Source organism: Wolbachia endosymbiont of Listronotus oregonensis (assembly GCF_031205055.1).
Classification (GTDB): Bacteria; Pseudomonadota; Alphaproteobacteria; order Rickettsiales; family Anaplasmataceae; genus Wolbachia.
Map to the genome: position 1 here is coordinate 585,271 of NZ_CP102118.1, position 17,762 is coordinate 603,032.

At 35.8% G+C, this 17,762-nt stretch carries 16 protein-coding genes, 2 tRNA genes and 1 pseudogene; 10 read left to right on the forward strand and 9 right to left on the reverse strand.

The window, feature by feature from the left end:
* Nucleotides 1-750: 750 nt before the first annotated feature.
* The 7 genes and pseudogenes from sucD to hemF form a co-directional block, all read right to left on the reverse strand.
* Nucleotides 751-1,622 (reverse strand): annotated as a pseudogene (gene sucD / locus NMD99_RS02955) (succinate--CoA ligase subunit alpha).
* 3 nt (nucleotides 1,623-1,625) lie between these two features.
* Entirely contained in the window at nucleotides 1,626-2,777 is a 1,152-nt protein-coding gene (gene sucC, locus NMD99_RS02960; protein WP_264687983.1) for an ADP-forming succinate--CoA ligase subunit beta, read from the reverse strand.
* A 29-nt stretch (nucleotides 2,778-2,806) separates the two neighbouring features.
* The gene (gene rpsU, locus NMD99_RS02965) at nucleotides 2,807-3,007 is read right to left on the reverse strand and encodes a 30S ribosomal protein S21 (RefSeq protein ID WP_064125049.1); all 201 of its coding nucleotides are present in this window, start codon (nucleotides 3,005-3,007) and stop codon (nucleotides 2,807-2,809) included.
* A 155-nt stretch (nucleotides 3,008-3,162) separates the two neighbouring features.
* Nucleotides 3,163-3,236: transfer RNA gene (locus NMD99_RS02970), tRNA-Pro, on the reverse strand.
* A 225-nt stretch (nucleotides 3,237-3,461) separates the two neighbouring features.
* Nucleotides 3,462-4,148 carry a 16S rRNA (uracil(1498)-N(3))-methyltransferase gene (locus NMD99_RS02975; RefSeq protein WP_264687982.1) on the reverse strand — a complete coding sequence of 229 codons (687 nt, stop codon included), beginning with the start codon at nucleotides 4,146-4,148 and terminating at the stop codon, nucleotides 3,462-3,464.
* 28 nt (nucleotides 4,149-4,176) lie between these two features.
* Nucleotides 4,177-4,248, reverse strand: a tRNA-Glu gene (locus NMD99_RS02980).
* A 406-nt stretch (nucleotides 4,249-4,654) separates the two neighbouring features.
* On the reverse strand, nucleotides 4,655-5,479 hold the full coding sequence (hemF, locus tag NMD99_RS02985; RefSeq protein WP_253309328.1) for an oxygen-dependent coproporphyrinogen oxidase: 825 nt from the start codon (nucleotides 5,477-5,479) through the stop codon (nucleotides 4,655-4,657).
* Nucleotides 5,480-5,639: 160 nt separating this feature from the next.
* Here hemF and NMD99_RS02990 point away from each other — a divergent pair, with 160 nt between their 5' ends.
* From NMD99_RS02990 to NMD99_RS03010, 5 genes are all read left to right on the forward strand, one after another.
* Complete coding sequence (locus NMD99_RS02990) at nucleotides 5,640-8,120, forward strand: ATP-binding protein (RefSeq protein ID WP_253309329.1); 2,481 nt, start codon at nucleotides 5,640-5,642, stop codon at nucleotides 8,118-8,120.
* Nucleotides 8,121-8,210: 90 nt separating this feature from the next.
* Nucleotides 8,211-9,053 (forward strand): ParA family protein, encoded by an 843-nt coding sequence (locus NMD99_RS02995; protein ID WP_264687980.1) that lies wholly within the window; start codon nucleotides 8,211-8,213, stop codon nucleotides 9,051-9,053.
* Entirely contained in the window at nucleotides 9,050-9,901 is an 852-nt protein-coding gene (locus NMD99_RS03000; RefSeq protein WP_264731549.1) for a ParB/RepB/Spo0J family partition protein, read from the forward strand. Before NMD99_RS02995 ends, NMD99_RS03000 begins: the two co-directional genes overlap by 4 nt.
* 522 nt (nucleotides 9,902-10,423) lie before the next feature.
* On the forward strand, nucleotides 10,424-10,576 hold the full coding sequence (locus NMD99_RS03005) for a hypothetical protein (RefSeq protein WP_264687978.1): 153 nt from the start codon (nucleotides 10,424-10,426) through the stop codon (nucleotides 10,574-10,576).
* A gap of 18 nt (nucleotides 10,577-10,594) precedes the next feature.
* The gene (locus NMD99_RS03010) at nucleotides 10,595-10,732 is read left to right on the forward strand and encodes a hypothetical protein (protein WP_309166748.1); all 138 of its coding nucleotides are present in this window, start codon (nucleotides 10,595-10,597) and stop codon (nucleotides 10,730-10,732) included.
* Nucleotides 10,733-10,905: 173 nt separating this feature from the next.
* Here the strand turns inward: NMD99_RS03010 and NMD99_RS03015 are convergent, their stop codons facing one another.
* Nucleotides 10,906-11,235, reverse strand: a complete 330-nt coding sequence (locus NMD99_RS03015) for a TrbC/VirB2 family protein (RefSeq protein ID WP_264687977.1) — start codon at nucleotides 11,233-11,235, stop codon at nucleotides 10,906-10,908.
* 134 nt (nucleotides 11,236-11,369) lie between these two features.
* Between NMD99_RS03015 and NMD99_RS03020 the strand changes: the two genes are divergently transcribed.
* From NMD99_RS03020 to NMD99_RS03040, 5 genes are all read left to right on the forward strand, one after another.
* The gene (locus NMD99_RS03020) at nucleotides 11,370-12,185 is read left to right on the forward strand and encodes a YihY/virulence factor BrkB family protein (protein WP_253309333.1); all 816 of its coding nucleotides are present in this window, start codon (nucleotides 11,370-11,372) and stop codon (nucleotides 12,183-12,185) included.
* Nucleotides 12,172-12,927 carry an SDR family oxidoreductase gene (locus NMD99_RS03025; protein WP_264687976.1) on the forward strand — a complete coding sequence of 252 codons (756 nt, stop codon included), beginning with the start codon at nucleotides 12,172-12,174 and terminating at the stop codon, nucleotides 12,925-12,927. The genes NMD99_RS03020 and NMD99_RS03025 overlap by 14 nt, the downstream gene beginning before the upstream one ends.
* Nucleotides 12,928-13,543: 616 nt before the next feature.
* Nucleotides 13,544-14,143, forward strand: coding sequence for a peroxiredoxin (locus NMD99_RS03030; RefSeq protein ID WP_253309335.1), 600 nt, complete (start codon nucleotides 13,544-13,546; stop codon nucleotides 14,141-14,143).
* On the forward strand, nucleotides 14,130-15,068 hold the full coding sequence (gene trxB / locus NMD99_RS03035) for a thioredoxin-disulfide reductase (protein ID WP_264687975.1): 939 nt from the start codon (nucleotides 14,130-14,132) through the stop codon (nucleotides 15,066-15,068). The genes NMD99_RS03030 and trxB overlap by 14 nt, the downstream gene beginning before the upstream one ends.
* A 236-nt stretch (nucleotides 15,069-15,304) precedes the next feature.
* Entirely contained in the window at nucleotides 15,305-16,885 is a 1,581-nt protein-coding gene (locus NMD99_RS03040; protein ID WP_309166752.1) for an ankyrin repeat domain-containing protein, read from the forward strand.
* Here NMD99_RS03040 and NMD99_RS03045 read toward each other — a convergent pair.
* Entirely contained in the window at nucleotides 16,830-17,762 is a 933-nt protein-coding gene (locus NMD99_RS03045; RefSeq protein WP_309166754.1) for a tyrosine recombinase XerC, read from the reverse strand. The genes NMD99_RS03040 and NMD99_RS03045 overlap by 56 nt on opposite strands.

The window sequence follows — 17,762 nt, forward strand, 5'->3', positions numbered from 1 at the left end:
TTACAAACTCCGCCAGCCCCCTTATCATAACACTGAAGCTATTTATTTATCTTCGCAATCTCTGCAGTGGATTAATGACAAAAAACTTAATGTATTTGGCGTAAATCATGCTTAATTTTTGCACTATGTGCACCTCATGTCTTTATAAAACTTCTAGGTTTCTACCTATATAAGCTGAAACGCGCTTATAAAGCGTTTAAGACAGTAAAAGACGTCAAATAGACAAGGGAGAATTTGAATACTAGCTACCCTAGGGTTTCTTTGCCTTTTTTTCCGCTCAGTAAATTTCTTAACGTTTATAATTTAGGTTAGTCGCATTTAAAAGCAGCTAAATTGCAGCGTTTAGAATAAAAAACGCCAATATTTTGAAGTACATATAAATAACTAGCCAACCATGGGGCTTCTTTTGCCTTTTTTTTGTTTGGTAAATTTCTTAATATTTATGACTAAAGTAATTTAGGCCTACCGACAACCGTCATCCCTGTAAAGGTCAAGTATCCCGCTACGTGTTAGCGGATGAGATACCGCGAATGAATCGCGGTATGACGTAGAGTCAGCGTTAGCTATACTTTTATACTCACCAAATCAGTTTGCTTGCTTACAAGCAAACTTTCCTGGATCCAAGTAGTCAAGCTACTCGGATGACACCATTATAGAGTGAACCAGTGTCAGCTACTTGAGTGACACCCTTTCTAGCAGAAACTGCTCCTCAAATCACAACGTTCGTACAGCTGCGTTTTAGATTAGGCACTAATGCATTACTTCCAATACCTTCTTACCAATCACTGCAGGGGTTTCAGCAATTGCAATCCCGGCGCTCCGCATAACTTCTAGTTTTGCACCAGCACTTCCACCACTGGAAGAGATGATTGCTCCAGCGTGTCCCATACGTCTTCCTGGAGGTGCTGTTTGACCTGCTACAAAACCAACGATTGGCTTTTTAGTTTTTTCTGTTTTCACAAAATGTGATACATCTTCTTCTTCGTTTCCACCTATTTCACCAATAACTACAATACCATGAGTATCGTCATCTTTTAAAAAGAGCTCCATACAGTCGACAAATGTCATACCATGAACTGGATCCCCCCAATTCCGATACACGTGGATTGACCAAGACCAACAGCGGTCGTTTGTGCTACTGCCTCGTAAGTTAAAGTTCCAGAACGAGACATAATCCCTATATGTCCACGCTTATGGATATGGCCAGGCATAATCCCTATTTTGCACTCTTCGGGCGTAATAATTCCCGGGCAGTTAGGACCAATCAATCGACTTTTTGAACGAGCAAGAGCATGCTTCACCTTTACCATGTCAAGTATAGGAATGCCCTCTGTAATGCAAACTATTAGCTCTATCTCTGCATCTATTGCTTCAAGTATTGCATTAGCTGCAAACTTAGCAGGTACATATATTACCGTGGCATTCGCATCAGTTTTTTCTTTGGCTTCTGCTACAGTATTAAAAACTGGTAAGTTAAGGTGAGTGCTACCACCCTTGCCAGGAGTTACACCACCAACCATTTTTGTTCCGTAGCTAACTGCTTGCTCTGAATGAAATGTACCTTGCGCACCAGTAAAACCCTGGCATATTAACCTTGTATCTTTGTTTACTAAAACGGACATACTCTATTTCACCTCTTGTACTATTTTCTGCGCAGCATCGCCCAGTTCATCTGCAGCAATAATATTTAATCCTGACTCTTCTAAAATTCTTTTTCCTTCTTCGAAATTAGTGCCTGATAATCTAACCACTAGAGGAACTTTAATGCTCATTTCTTTTACAGCCGCAACAATTCCACTTGCGATAATATCGCAACGCATTATACCACCAAATATGTTAACCAAAATTCCTCTTACGTTGCTATCAGACAATATGATTTTAAATGCTTCAGTTACAGTTTCTTTACTCGCTCCACCACCAACATCCAAAAAGTTAGCAGGCTCTGCTCCGTAGTATTTTATTATATCCATTGTTGCCATAGCAAGACCTGCACCATTTACCATGCAACCAATACTGCCATCCATTTTGATGTAACTGAGCCCATACTTTGAAGCCTCTATCTCTTCTTTCACTTCTTCATCATAATCACGAAGTTCCATAATTTCTGGGTGACGATATAAAGCATTGTCATCAAAATTAATTTTCGCATCGAGCGCAATAAAATCTCCAGAACTTGTTTCAACCAGTGGATTAATTTCAATTTGGCTCGCATCAGTTGCAATAAACGCATCATATATATTTTTTGCAACATTTGTTATTTTTTCTATTTGTTCTGAACTCAAATTAAAACTGCTGCTTAACTTGCTGCTATCAAAACTTGTAGCAAGATCAATATCAAATTTCACAATTTTTGCGGGAGAATTTTTCGCCACTTCTTCGATGTCCATTCCACCTTCTGAGGAAAATATGAATATTGGCCTACTGAGCTTCGGGTCAATTACCAGGCTTAAGTAATACTCTTTCTTAATGCTTGAGCCTTCTTCAATATATACTCTTCTTACTTGCTGCCCGCTTGGCCCTGTTTGATGAGTAACTAAAGTCATACCAATCATGTCTTTTACAAACTGTTGAGCTTCTTCAGCTGACTTTGCTAGCTTTACGCCACCGGCTTTACCCCTACCACCTGCATGAATTTGAGCTTTAACCACAAACACGTCAGATTTTAATTGACTTACTTGAGTCTTTACTCCTTCTGCAGATATAGTGACAAAACCTTTTGGCACCGAGACATTAAATTTATGCAAAATCTCTTTTGCTTGATATTCGTGAATATTCATAAAACAACCAATGATAAACTATTAAAAAATTACCAACCGTAACGCTGCCTTCTGCATTCTTGCTGGTGCCTCTTTTTTCTCGCTTCAGCTTTCTTTTTAGCTCTTTTTTCTGATTTTTTTTCATGATATTGTTTTTTCATTTTCAACCCTCTTCCTTCCTTTTGAATTGTTTTTTTCAATACTGGAAGAGCTCTGTCTACATCACCATAATGGACTGATACTTCAATCAAACTCTATACCTCCTTCGGTAATCATTTCAAAATTTATTTATAAATTAGAAAATTAACATTGTCAATTATTTTATAAACTTGAGCGTTAAACTGCAATATGAACGAAATGCCTTTAAAAGCTCTAACTATTAAAAGCGTTAAAACTTCTGCTAGCATCGGGGCGGAGAGATTTGAACTCCCGACCCTTTGGTCCCAAACCAAATGCGCTACCAGGCTGCGCTACGCCCCGACTTCTTTACTCAGAGTATCAATAACTCAGGCAAAATGCAAGATTCATTTGTTTATTTTAGAAAAAATATAATATAAGATTTAATATTATTTTAGAATATGTTTTTTATTAGCTCCTCTTTAGTAGCAAACTGCTTCGCAGGCGACCTATAGAGTTTGTACAGTTAGCGCGTGCAACACTGAATCAGATTTCTCTATGGCCCAAACCTTAGCCATATTTAAAAATCTAGCTACACCAATTGGTGAAAGTTAGTGCAGCAACCACAGCAGTATCGACCCTTAAAATTCTTTTTCCTAGACTCAATTTTTGACAAAACTTATCGGCAAGATCAAGTTCATAAGATGAAAAACCACCTTCAGGGCCAACAATAATAGCAACATTTTTCTTACCTTTCAGCACTTTATCAGCTTTACCTGTTTCATCACATAAAACAAAATTTTTACTCTGGGAATCAGGTAACTCACAAAAGTTAATAGGAGGCAAAATCTCTGGTATACTCATCCTACCGGATTGTTCCGCAGCTTCGATTGCCTGTAATTTTGCTCTACTTAGGTTAATGTTTTTTACTACTGTACGTTCCGTTGAAATAAATTGAATGCAGGTTACTCCCATTTCAGTTGCCTGTCTTACTATGTTGCCTAAAGCACCACTTTTTACCATGGCACAATATAAGTATAAATTTTCCTCATATTGCTGTTGTTTAGTGCATTCTTTGAGTGTAACTTTTGTTAATTTACGCGATATATTAACTACTTCTCCTAACCATTCTCCATCCTTTCCATTAAAAAGAGAGAGATTATCATACTTCTTAAGCCGCATTACATTGCAAATATAGTGACTTTGTTGTGGATTAAGTGCTAAACTCACGCCTTGTGATAAAGCTTCTTCAAAATAAAGCCTAATTTTTCCCATTCAAAACTTTAATTATATTCTACTTGAGTGACTCTTACGGGATTTGAACCCGTGTTACCACCGTGAAAGGGTGGTGTCCTAACCACTAGACGAAAGAGTCAATGCGAATTAACTCAAGTTATATTGATTATGCACATAAAGTCAATTATTTTATGGCGCAAACGTCTTTCTCTATTCCATATTTAATATTCACTGAATTTATTTCAGATTTAGGAGTTTTAGATCCTAATTCTAATTGTTGTTCAACTTTTGTATCGGAATCATAGCCAGAATCGTAGCCAGAATCTCTACGCTCATATTTCTGCTTTATTTCTTCTACACTAAAGCCAGCCTTTTAGTGCATTGTAGAGACTTAGAGTCAGTTTAACACCTTTTATGTCATTGTTTTTGACAGATTTAATTAAAAAATTATCTATTATACCCATGATTATACCCCCTATATAAAAGCTCACTATCATGGTACAACTTTAAACTATGATGATTTATTTTCTGCTAATAGCAGCTCTCTATAACCACTTAACAAGTGGTGGCATTGACATCATAATTGCATCTGGATTGCCGTCAGTCATTAAACCAAACCTTGTGCCACGATCGTATAACAGATTGAATTCTACATATCTGCCACGTTTTATTAATTGATTTTCTCGTTGTTCTTTTGTCCAAGATTTTTGTATATGTTTACGTATGATGTGCAAATAAATTTCCAAAAAGGCTTCACCTACTGCTTTTGTGAACTCAAAATCATTTCTCCAATTGCCAGAACTCAGATTATCATAGAAAATACCACCAATGCCACGCGGCTCTTTTCTATGTGGTAAGAAAAAATAGTTGTCACATTGCTCTTTAAATTTTGGATAATATCCGGTGTCAAATCTATCACATGTCATTTTGATTGATTCATGAATATACTTGCAATCTTCTTCATTTTTATATATTGGCGTAAAATCCATCCCTCCACCAAACCATTGTTTTGAAGTATATATCAGCCTTGTGTTCATATGTGCTGCAGGGATAAGGGGCGATTGCATATGAGACACTAAAGATGTACCGCTTGCCCAAAACTCTCCGTTACTTTCACTTGCACCAGGAATTTCATTAATGGCTGAATCTGCAAATTTTCCGTGTACTTTTGAAACGTTTACTCCAACTTTTTCAAAAACATTGCCAAAAATAATTGTAGATTCACCACCTCCACCACCTGGGCGATCCCACTTTCTTTTTTCAATCTTTGGCTCTGTGGATGATTGTTTTTCAATTAATAAGAAAGATTCTATGATCTTATCTCTTAGTGCACAGAACCACTTAAATGCTTGTGTTTTTTGTTTTTCCATAATGTCCTCTTGCTAGCTTATTAACATTGTTATATCTGATATTTAAGGAACTTAATTAGATTTGGATGATAATTATCTATCAAAGACGTTAATAAATCTATAATAATTAAATCAATATAATAAAACATTTTCGTATATACAACAATGCCAAATAGCAATAATGAATAAAAGATACATAGATAACAAGAAAGAGAACAGGGTTGACTTCATACTAAGAAATTATGGAATGTCAATTGTTGTGATGGCAGTTATTATGCTCTTACCTCCAGTAGCAATATCGATACTCTACTTTTTTGATATATATAGTCAGCATATTAATATAGAGATTAATTTATTAGTGAGCATTCTAACAACTCTCTTTATGATATATAATGTAAAACGCTACAGACACCTACTTAATACTATAGAATTTCAAAATGCAATATTTGCAAATGCACTAAATCATAATACAGAATTTTGCCTTATTTTACATAGAGATGAGGGTATTATTTATGCTGATGCAAGGTTCTACGAAAGGTTTAAAGATCATATAGATGATGACATTACGTTAGGCAAGATTTTTGAAATAGGAGATGTTTCAGAAGAAGACAAAAAAGTACTCTATCATGCACTAAAAAATAACTCTTCTGTACAAGTATGCATTTCCTTAAACAAGAAGAATAGAGTATCTAACTTTCTTTTGCTCTTTGAGCCGATACCAGATAATCCCCAAATTGCTATAAATAGTAATAAGATTTTAAATTTATCATTAGTGCCAATAGCAAGGCCAGATGGGTATTTTGTGTTAAAAGCAACACAGATAAACAAGGAGCAGATATATGAAGAGTTAATAGAAAAACACAGTATAGGAACTTACATTGCAAATGCCAAAGGGGTGATTTTATCTGTAAATAAAAGATTTTTAGATATATTTGAACTGAAAAAACTGGAAAAAGGTAGCTCAATCAGTGATTTTATATCTCAATCTAAATATAACAATACAACAACCGATAATGAAATTTTGTTTTTTACTATAAGTGGTATTCCATTCAAGGCTTATATGAGCACTGCTATATTTTGTGATAAATACAACCATAGCTATATATATGGCTTTATAACACCAACCGAATCAAATATTGTTGATTATCAATTACACCCTTGTTTTGCAAATTCATCAATTGCTATTGCACAATGTGACATAAACGGCAACTTTGTAAAGAAAAATACGGCACTAATAAAGCTTGCAGGGTCAGATAATAATTCAATCTTTACATTGATATTAGATAGTTATCATGTGAAAATACGTGAATATTTTTCGAGTAATAGAATAAATAATGCGTCCTTTGATGTACAGCTCAACGGCGATAATAACATAAAAATATATTTCAATAAGTTTCTTCATAATAAAATGATCTTCATACTTTGTTATTTTATTGACAATACTGAACACAAAAACCTAGAGATAAAGCTTGAGCATTATCAAAAGATGCAAGCTATAGGGCAGTTAGCAGGTGGTATTGCGCATGATTTCAACAATATATTGACTGGGATAATAGGATTTTGCGATTTGCTTTTACTCCAACATTCAGCTGGTGATCCATCTTTTGGAGATATAATACAGATACAGCAAAATGCAAAGCGTGGATCAAATTTAGTAAGACAATTGCTTGCTTTTTCAAGAAGACAGACCTTGCAGCCAAAAATTATTGATGTAAATAGTACTATAGCTAATCTTTATGAAATGATAAAAAGATTAATAGGTGAAAATATAAAGTTTAATATTTATTATGGTAGAGACTTGGGTGCTGTTAGGGCTGATCAAGGGCAATTAGAGCAAGTTATACTTAACTTAGCAGTCAATGCTAGTGCTGCTATGGAAAAGGGCGGAGAATTAACTATACGAACCTTTAATCAAAAGATTGACTCATTAAATTCTACATCTCAGGACATGTTTTCTCCAGACAAGGAAACGATCGAACATGGAAATTATGTTGTGATTGAAGTAATTGATACTGGATGTGGAATGACAAGTGATACAATTGAAAAGGCATTTGACCCATTTTTTTCTACCAAAGATATTACCTCTGGTACAGGTCTTGGCCTCTCTACTGTATATGGCATTATTAAACAAACTGAAGGATACATCTATGTTGCTAGCAAAGTAAATCATGGAACTAAATTTAGCATATTTTTGCCCATGGTTTACATATCAGATGAAAATCTGATAGAGGAAGATAGTGAAGAAATAGAAAGACCGGTAGTAAGTGAAATTAAAGGTAATGGTATAATTTTATTGATTGAAGATGAAAATTCAGTAAGGGAATTCATCTCTAAAGCACTCAAAAGAAAAGGATTTGATGTAATAGAAGCGAGCATAGGCAGCGAGGCGCTAGAAATAATCAGTAAAAAAAATCAACACATAGATCTAATAATCACTGATGTAATCATGCCAGAGGTGAGTGGTCCAGAAATAGTTAAAGAAGCATTGATCCATAGGCCAAATATCAACGTTATTTTTATTTCTGGGTATGCAGAAGATGCTTTTTTAAAGAGTGATGACATCAATATAGAAGATTTTCACTTTTTGCCAAAACCATTCACTCTGAATGAATTAGGAAACAAGGTTCAAAGTGTGTTACACAAAGCAAAAAAGACAGTCTAATTTTAGTGTGATTAGCAACAAAAAAATTTTCTAATGCAAAAGTTTCTTGCATATATACAATAGAATTATTTTATACATAAGATAAAAGGCGTGAGCAAGATTATTGCAATAGTAAATCAAAAGGGTGGAGTTGGCAAAACCACAACTAGTATAAATTTATCGACAGCCTTTGCTGCTGTGGGAAAAAGCACTTTATTGGTAGATCTTGATCCTCAAGGAAATGCTAGCACCGGACTCGGGATTTCTTATCGTAGTAGGGAAGAAAAAAATATATACAAAATACTACTGAGCAGAGAAAATAAATTGATAGAATCGGCAATTTTCAATATAAAGGAAATTCCAAATTTATCACTAATTTCGTCAGTAGTTGATCTGTCAGCTGCAGAAATTGAATTATCGCAACTTGAGCGAGGAAAATTTGTGCTAAAAAGCGCATTAGAGAAGATACGCGATAATTATGAGTATATAATCATCGATTGCCCTCCATCACTTGGGCTTCTAACCATAAATGCTTTGACTGCTGCTAATTCTATTATTGTTCCTCTTCAGTGTGAGTTTTTTGCTCTGGAAGGATTAAGCCATTTAGTTAAAACTGTAGAACTGATAAAAAGGAATAACCTAAACCCTTTTTTGGCAATAGAAGGGATCGTGTTAACAATGTATGACAGGCGCAACAAACTCAGTGAACAGATTAAAAACGATATTTGCCAGTATTTAAATGATAAAGTATACAAAACTATCATCCCATTGTATGAGACTGTTATTCCACGTAACGTACGGTTATCAGAAGCGCCTTCTCATGGAAAACCCGCTATTGTGTATGATCTTAAGTGTCCTGGTGCACAAGCATATATAAGTTTGGCAAGGGAAATTTTAAAAAAGCACGCGAGCAGTTGTAAGGAGAAGAAGCTAGTGAGTGAGGGCGTGGTATGAAGGATGATAGACGCCTCGGCAGAGGTCTTGCCGGCCTCATAGGCGATAATTATGATAATAAAGAAGATCGACAAGAGTATTTGCCTATTTCATTACTGCACCCAAGCAAATTTCAACCGAGGAAACATTTTGACGAGGAGTCATTAAGAGAACTTGCAAATTCGATAAAGAAAAGTGGCATTATACAGCCTATCGTGGTACGCAAAGATTCAAATGATGATGGTTACGAAATAATAGCTGGGGAACGTCGTTGGCGAGCAAGCAAGATTGCAAATCTTGATAGTGCACCCGTTATCATAAAAGATCTGAGCGACAAGGAATGCTTGGAAGTATCCATTATTGAAAACATACAAAGGCAAGATATTAATCCAATAGAAGAAGGTGAAGCGTATAAGAGACTGATAGATGAGTTTTCCTATACACATGAAGAATTAGCTTCAACTATAGGCAAAAGCCGCAGTCACATAACCAATATGATTCGGATGTTGTCACTTCCTGATGGAGTAAAAACAATGATCAACGAAAAAAAGCTATCTATGGGCCATGCAAGAGCGTTGATTAATGTTGAAAATGCGGAAAGTATTGCAGAAAAAATAATTTCCCAAGGCTTAAGCGTTAGGCAAACTGAAAAATTGATAAAAGACTTACATCAAAGTAACAACCAAAAAGAGCAGAGATATACCAAAAATCAAGATATGGCAGCACTAGAAGGTGCTATATCTTCTCAACTTGGTTTAAAGATCAAAATTAATGACAGTAATTCTAAGGGTAAAGTTATGATACGGTATAATAATCCAAATGAATTGAATTTAATATTAAAAATTTTAAATAGGAAACTTGAGTGCTAGTAGAGCAAAAAGATAATATAAAATACAACTGTTGGTGTCACCCAAGTAGCATGGAGAGACAAAAATCACTTGACAAACTCTGCCAGCCCCCTTATCATGAAACTGAAGGTATTCAGTTATCTTCATCTGTGCAGATTAAACAGCAAGAAAACAACGTGGTTGGCGTCTTATTTTTAATTTTTTGCACTATGTGCACCTTATGTCTTCACAACATTTCTGGGTTTTTACCTATATAAGCTGAAACGCGCTTATAAGTCGTTTAAGACAGTATAGTACGCCAATTTGCAGGATTAGAGAGTGACAACTAGCTAACACGGGGTTTCTTTTGCCTTTTTTTCTGCTTAGTAAATTTCTTAAACATTTAAACTAAGGTGAGTTGCATTTAAAAGCAGCTAAATTGCAGTGTTTAAGACTTAAAAAACGCCAAATACTGAAAATAGACAATGACTAGGGCTTCTTTTGCCTTTTTTTTCGTTTGGTAAATTTCTTAATGTTTATAGCTAACATGAACTGGGCAGGAAGGTGTCATCCCAGTGCTCCTTTCTCGTCATCCGAGTAGCCCCTATGATGTCATTCCAGCGCGTGACGCTGGAATCTAGTCTTTATTATGCAGCCACTTATTTAAAGTTAAGTTTTCTGGATCCAAGTAGTCAAGCTACTCGGATGACACCTTGACAATCGTCATCCCGCTACGTGTTAGCGGGATCTATGCTAAGAGATACCGCGAATGAATCGCGGTATGACGGTCTGCGGCGATATGACGGTTCGCGGTGGCATGACGATAACTTCGTCATCCCGCTGCTTGTTAGCCGGTATCTAGAGATACCGTGACGGTATGCGGCAGCATGACGATAACCTTGTCATTCCAGCGCGTGACGCTGGAATCCAGACTTTAACTGATATGATTACAGAAAGAGAATTTATTAGGTAGTCATAGACACTGAAAGTGGTAAAACTTACCACTTTCAAGTAAAGAAAACTACGTTTTGTGCCTCCAATAATTTCTATGGATGAACCGCTACTGCACCGTCTTTACAAATCACACCGCTTGGTGTTATTTTTGAAACGACTACAGGAGCGCCAAAAAACACAGCAGTAAATGCACCGAGTGCAAAAAGCGCTGGCCACGGCATTCTGCCGAATATTGCAAGCAACGCTGCACCAATTATCACTATTGTGATCATTGGTCCACCTATGCCATGAGTATAGCCTATTATCTTGCATATCACTAATGATGTTGTATCATTTTGATCAACAAAAGTAGGACTAGTATCAGCATTTGCATCAAATGCAAAGGAGAGAATTAAAGCTACAAGTAGAAGAAAATTTTTCATTACGCCTCCTATAATTTCTGTTTCATATTTGATTATCTATCACATTGATTAAGTTTAAGTAAATGGTGAGGATTTTTTGCTTAAAAGTATCCTTTATTTCATTTAGAATACTTTTCTTGGTTCGTTTATATTACATGCTACAGAAATTTTACAGCATCGTTTATTGCCTTTATCGTGCTTTGATTGACACAATTCATAATGATGGAGTGGAGCATGCAGGGTATCTATCATTTTTAATCCTGTTATCAATATTCCCTTTTCTCATCGTTTTAATGGCTGTGGCGTCAACATTCGCAAATTTCTTAGACCAGTATAACATTGGCTGGGTATTTATCATTGATAACATGCCACAGGATATTTTATCATCTTTGATGCCGCGTATCAGAGAGATAATATCAGGCCCGCCGCAAAGCTTACTAACTTTAGCAATTGTAGGCGCTGTTTGGACCGCCTCGTCAACAATTGAAGGGCTAAGAACAATATTGAACAAAGCTTATAAAGTTCCGGTTTCGCCACCTTATATATTAAGAAGGTTGTTAAGTATACTACAATTTTTAGTGATCACGCTTATTATAACTCTAACTATAGTGTTCTCTACATTAGTGCCAATGCTAATTGATTTTTCCTATCAGGGGATTAGTTATACTAAATATCTCCTCATTGAATTTGTACTTTTCACAGTAGTCTCTTGGCTATATTTTATGTTGCCAAACATAAAACAAAATTTATCAGACGTCTTTCCTGGATCTTGTGTGGCTGTTATTCTTTGGACAATTTCTGCTTCAGCTTTCAAGCAATACTTAAAAGCTTCCTTTGATCAACTGAATTTGATATATGGAAGTTTAGGTGGTATGGTAGTGTCATTACTATTTTTTTATATGCTAAGTTTGATTTTTATATATGGAGCAAAATTTAATTTTCAGCTAAAATATTTCAATGAATCTCGCTAAGGAGAAAGAAATGAGTAAGTTAGAAGGTAAAGTAGCTTTAATCACCGGAGCTTCAGGTGAAATAGGCTCTGCTGTTGCAAAAAGATTTGTAAAAGAAGGTGCATGTGTAATTCTGATTTCAAGATCTCTTGATAATCTCAAGCCACTATATAATGAAATTGAAGAGCTTGAAGAATTTAAAGAAGGCTCTGTGAAACTAATTCAGCTTGATCTTTTAGACTTTGAGAATGTAAAGATACTGACAAACATGATAGAAAGCCTGAAATTATCAGAATCTGGAGCACTTGATATATTAGTTGCATGTACTGGAATTTTAGGCAAATTGAACCCTATTCACGACTGTGAGATTGAAGAGCTACAGAACGTAATGAATACAAATTTTACTGCCAATTGGTACTTACTAAAAAACTTAGATCCAATGCTAAAGAAGTCTAATGCTGGAAGAGTGATATTCATGACCTCAGAGGTGACACTTTCTCCTTCCTCTTATCCATATTGGATGCCGTATGCTGCAAGTAAAGTTGCACTAGAAATAATGGTGCAGATATATGCATCTGAGACAAAACATACAAAATTATGTGTAAATGCTGTATACACGAAAGGACCTGTGGGTAGTGAGCAGGCATTTCCTGGATCTGAATTGGTGTCACCTGATAAACTAACAGACAAATTTGTGGAGTTAGCTTCTAACGATTGCAGCGTATCAGGAAAAATCTTACCGCTTAGCAAATCTCCCGAATAAATTACACTAGAAAGGATGTCATCCCAGTGCCCAGACACTGGGATCTAGTTTTTAATTTAACATAATCAAGAACGTTGTGTTTTACTTTTATGCTTACCAAATTAGTTTACAATCAAAGTTTCCTGGATCCCAGTGTCTGGGCACTGGGATGACACCATTCTTTTTCCTGGATTCCAAACTGGGATGACAGCTAGCCTGACAATCGTCATCCCGCTGCTTGTTAGCGGGATCTAGAGATACCGCGGCGGTATGACGGTTCGTGGTGGAATGACGATAAGCTCGTCATCCCGCTGCTTGTTAGCGGGATCTATGTGAGATACCGTGAATAAATCACGGTATGACGTAGAAGCTATACTTTTATGCTTACCAACCCAATCAAAACCCTGGATCCCGCTGCTTGTTAGCGGGATCTAGAGATACCGCGGCGGTATGACGGTTCATGGTGGAATGACGTAGAATTTTATACTCACCAACTCAGTGTCCAATCTGGATTGTATCTTATCGGTAAAAAAGAAGAGCTATTTTAGGAAGTTTTTATAGGGCTAAAACTAAAGAAAACTTGCATATAAGTTCATCAAGTGTAAAATTAGAGTTGTTTTAAAAGAATAGGTCAATTATGAATCTTGTAACAAAATCTGCTATCGATTTTACTGCTTCAGCTGTTCTCTCCGGCGGAGAAATTGTTGATGATTTCTGTCTGAGTAAGCACATAAAAAATAAGTATGCTGTCCTTTTTTTCTATCCACTTGATTTTACTTTTGTTTGCCCAACTGAATTGATATCGCTCAATAATAGAATAAATGAGTTTGCAAAGCGTGGTATTGAAGTGATAGGAATAAGTGTAGATTCAAAATTTTCACATTATAAATGGCGAAACACTCCAGTTAATGATGGTGGTATTGGAGAGGTTAGCTACACTTTAGTGTCTGATATCAAAAAGTCTATATCAAGAGACTATGGGGTCTTATATGATGACTCAATTGCGCTGAGAGCAACTTTCGTTATTGATGATAAATTTATTGTACGTCATCAATCGATAAATGATTTGCCTTTAGGGCGTAATATCGATGAATTCGTTAGAATCATTGATGCAATTAAACATAATGAGGAGCATGGTGAAGTATGTCCAGCAGGGTGGAAAAAAGGTAAGCCAGCAATGCAGGCAAGCGATGAAGGAGTAGCTGATTATCTAAACTCATACAGTGAAGAATTATAGATTTAGTACAAAAGTTCTTATTATTGGATCTGGAGCAGCGGGTTATGCTGCTGCTATATATGCAGCACGTGCAAACTTAGAGCCAATTGTAGTAACGGGAATGCAGCCTGGTGGTCAGCTTACAATTACTACAGATGTTGAAAACTATCCTGGTTTTGTTTCAATACAGGGTCCAGAACTAATGGAGCAAATGAGGTTGCATGCAGAACAGGTTGGAGCAAAAATAATAGATGATGAGATAAAAAGCGTTGAACAACTTGAGGATTCTAATGAGTATAGGTTTAGATCTTCTGGTAATACTAATGACTACTATTCAGATGCAATTATAATTGCATCTGGTGCGCAAGCGAAGTGGCTTGGTCTCAAGAGTGAAAAGGAATTTCAAGGTTACGGAGTTTCGGCTTGTGCAACTTGTGATGGTGCATTTTTTAGGAATAAAGTTGTAGCCGTGATTGGTGGTGGAAATACCGCTGTTGAAGAAGCAATATTTTTAACTCGATTTGCCAAAGAAGTGATATTAATACACAGGCGTGATAAATTGAGAGCGGAAAAGGTAATGCAAGATAGGCTCTTTAAAAATGATAAAATAAAAGTAATGTGGAACCATACCGTAGAGCAGATTCTTGGAGAAGAAAATCCGAAAAAAGTTACTGGTATTATAGTTAAATCAACGGAAGCTCAAGAATTGAAAGTCGATGGAGTGTTCATTGCAATTGGGCATGCACCAAATACAGGTATTTTTAAAGGCTTTGTTGAAATGGATGAACAGGGTTACATAATTACAAAACCTGGAACAACTTTAACTAGTAAAGCAGGAGTATTTGCTGCAGGTGATGTTCAAGATAAGGTATATCGCCAGGCAGTAGTTGCCGCAGGAACAGGGTGCATGGCTGCACTTGATGCAGAGAAGTTTTTAGAGTCATAATTAATTAACTCAGAATTAGGATTTTATAGCTAAAGTGACTTAAGTTCATCGATAATTTTAAAAACAAAAATTCGTCATTCCGCTACTTGTTAGCGGAATCTATGCTGAGATACCGCGAATAAATCGCGGTATGACGTAGGAAAACCTTTCTTGGGTTAGCTATAGATAAATCGCTTGCAATTTTCCTTTTTTTTTACATAATTATATTAGTAAATCATTAATAAAGAGGGTTTAGTATGCCTTATAGAAACGGTGTAACATATTATGGAGCTTATGGAGGTGGTGATAACACGGCATCGCAAGCTCGAAATTCGACAACTTTAAGACAGCTAAGTGAATCAACAAAACAGTTATTTAAAGCTATTGATGATGAAAACCTAGAGAATTTTAAACAAGCTCTAGCAGAAGGTGCGGATGTTAATGCGTTTGATGAGAGATATACACCACTAATGACTATTATCATGAATGGTGATGACAGCCCTATATGCTTAAAAATGATGATGTTGCTTTTACAACATCAAAATTTAAATATTAATGCTCAAGAAACTAAAAAATGTAATACAGCTCTACATCTAGCCTTTCACATGGAAAATAAGAATTTTATACGGATGTTACTTAGACACCCTAGCATTAATACAAACAGTAAAAACAAAGTTTTTCTTCTTCAGGATAAATATCTTGAGCCTGAACATGATCGTACCAGAGCATATCTTATAGAACATGCAGAGTACAACCAATGTTTTTTTTATACTTCTAAGGAATATATTGAAAAAATAGGGCGAATACAAAAAAAGGACTTTTCGCATCTTACAATGGAAATAACAAAAGCACAAAAAGGAAAAAAATTATTAGATGCTCTTTTTAATGGAAATATTAACCGAGCAAAAACACTGTTGGCTCAAGAGCTTAATCCTAATTGCTGGAAAAGAAACCAAAATGGAGAAATAGAAACACCCCTGAGCTTAATATGTTTACAAGGAATAACACAAGATAACGAAGAAGTATTGATTAAACTTTTAAAACATAAAGACCTAGATTTTAGTCAAATAAAGCCAATACGAGCTATAGAGCAAAATTCACGGTTGAAGAAAATAATTGAACAAGCTATTACAGAGCGATTAACTGATGCTATTAATAGAAAAGATTTAGATGATGTAGAAAAGTTAGTAGAGGATAATTGTTTCATAAATCGTGCAATTGTTACTGCTGCATTTGAAAGTATTGAACGTATCAGAAATTATCTAAATGAAAAATTCCCTACAAGTGCAGAGCAACCTGTAGCAAATACGAATAATATACCAGCAGGTTTTGAGGAGTTTGCACAAAAACTTGTAGATGAACTTGAAAAGACAAAAGCTCAACTTGCAGAAACAGAGCAAAAGCTGGATAAGGTTGTGCGTGAAAAAACGAGCGAAACTAGCAAAATTTCACAATTAGAAAGAGATTTGAAACAAGTAAGGGAAGAAAGAGATAGGCTTTCATCAGAAAATATACTGCTCCGTACTAAAAGTCTGAGTAATAAAAACGAAAAATCCTCGGAGGCAATTTCTCCTGGTAAAAAACAAAGCAACTATGCTTATGCATTTTTTATATTATCTGGAGCATTGACTGGTTGTGTAGGTTTAGCAATTTTATACGATTATCTAGTAATAGGTGCTTGTCTTACAGCAGTTGCACTGGTTCTTTTTTTAGTAGGATATTATTTATGTAAAGCGGATGAACGAGATATAGGACCTGGTGGTACCACCGACAATCCTCAAGTTACAAGGGTTTTGATTTCTTATCCAGGCCCTGCTGAAAATTTTTGTACATGTTAAAAACATCTTGATAATTGAGGTGAGTGTAAACCTGGGTGGTTTCCAGGCTTGAGTGGCCAAGCAGTTGTTGTATTGATCTTATGTCAATATCTTCTTGAAGCAAATGAGTAGCAAAACTATGACGAAATGCATGTGGAGATAAGATTTCTGGCAGATTTAATATTCTCCTTATTTTCTGCAAACGATTAGCCACATAAGTTCTTCCCAATTTTTTTCCTCTTACTCCCAAAAAAAGATATTGTGTTTCATTATTAATGCCAAGATAAGGACAGGCTTTTACATATTCCTGTATACACTTTTTTACTACCGGAAGAATGAATACCTGCCTTTGTTTATCTCCCTTACCTGTTACTATTAAACTTTCATTGTTAATATCACTAACCCCAAGGTTCAACGCTTCACTGATTCTTAAGCCTGTACCATATAGCAGGACGATAATTGCAATTTCTCTTTTTACCACCCAAGGTTCGCTCAAGTCAGATAATTTCATTTCTTTCACCAAAGTTTTTATATCAGGTATTGATAATGCTTTGGGCAGAGTTCTTCTCTGAATTGGCCTTGATAAGGAAAATACAGCTTCATTGTCTATATTGTAGTTGTTTTTTATGTACTTGAAGAAATTTCTGATTACTGACAATGCACGAGCGTTAGATCTTGCATTCACACCTCTTGCATAACGAGAGGTAAGCCAACTTCTTAACTCAGGTATACTTAAATTTTTCAGAGTACCAACATTTACTTCTCCACCAATGTGAGTATTTAGGAAACTTATAAGATCCTTCAAGTCCCTCATGTATGACTCTAAAGTGTTTGGTGAATAAGATCTGTTGCACCTCAGCCACTCATACCATTTTTCAATGATTGAACCGAGGTCCAC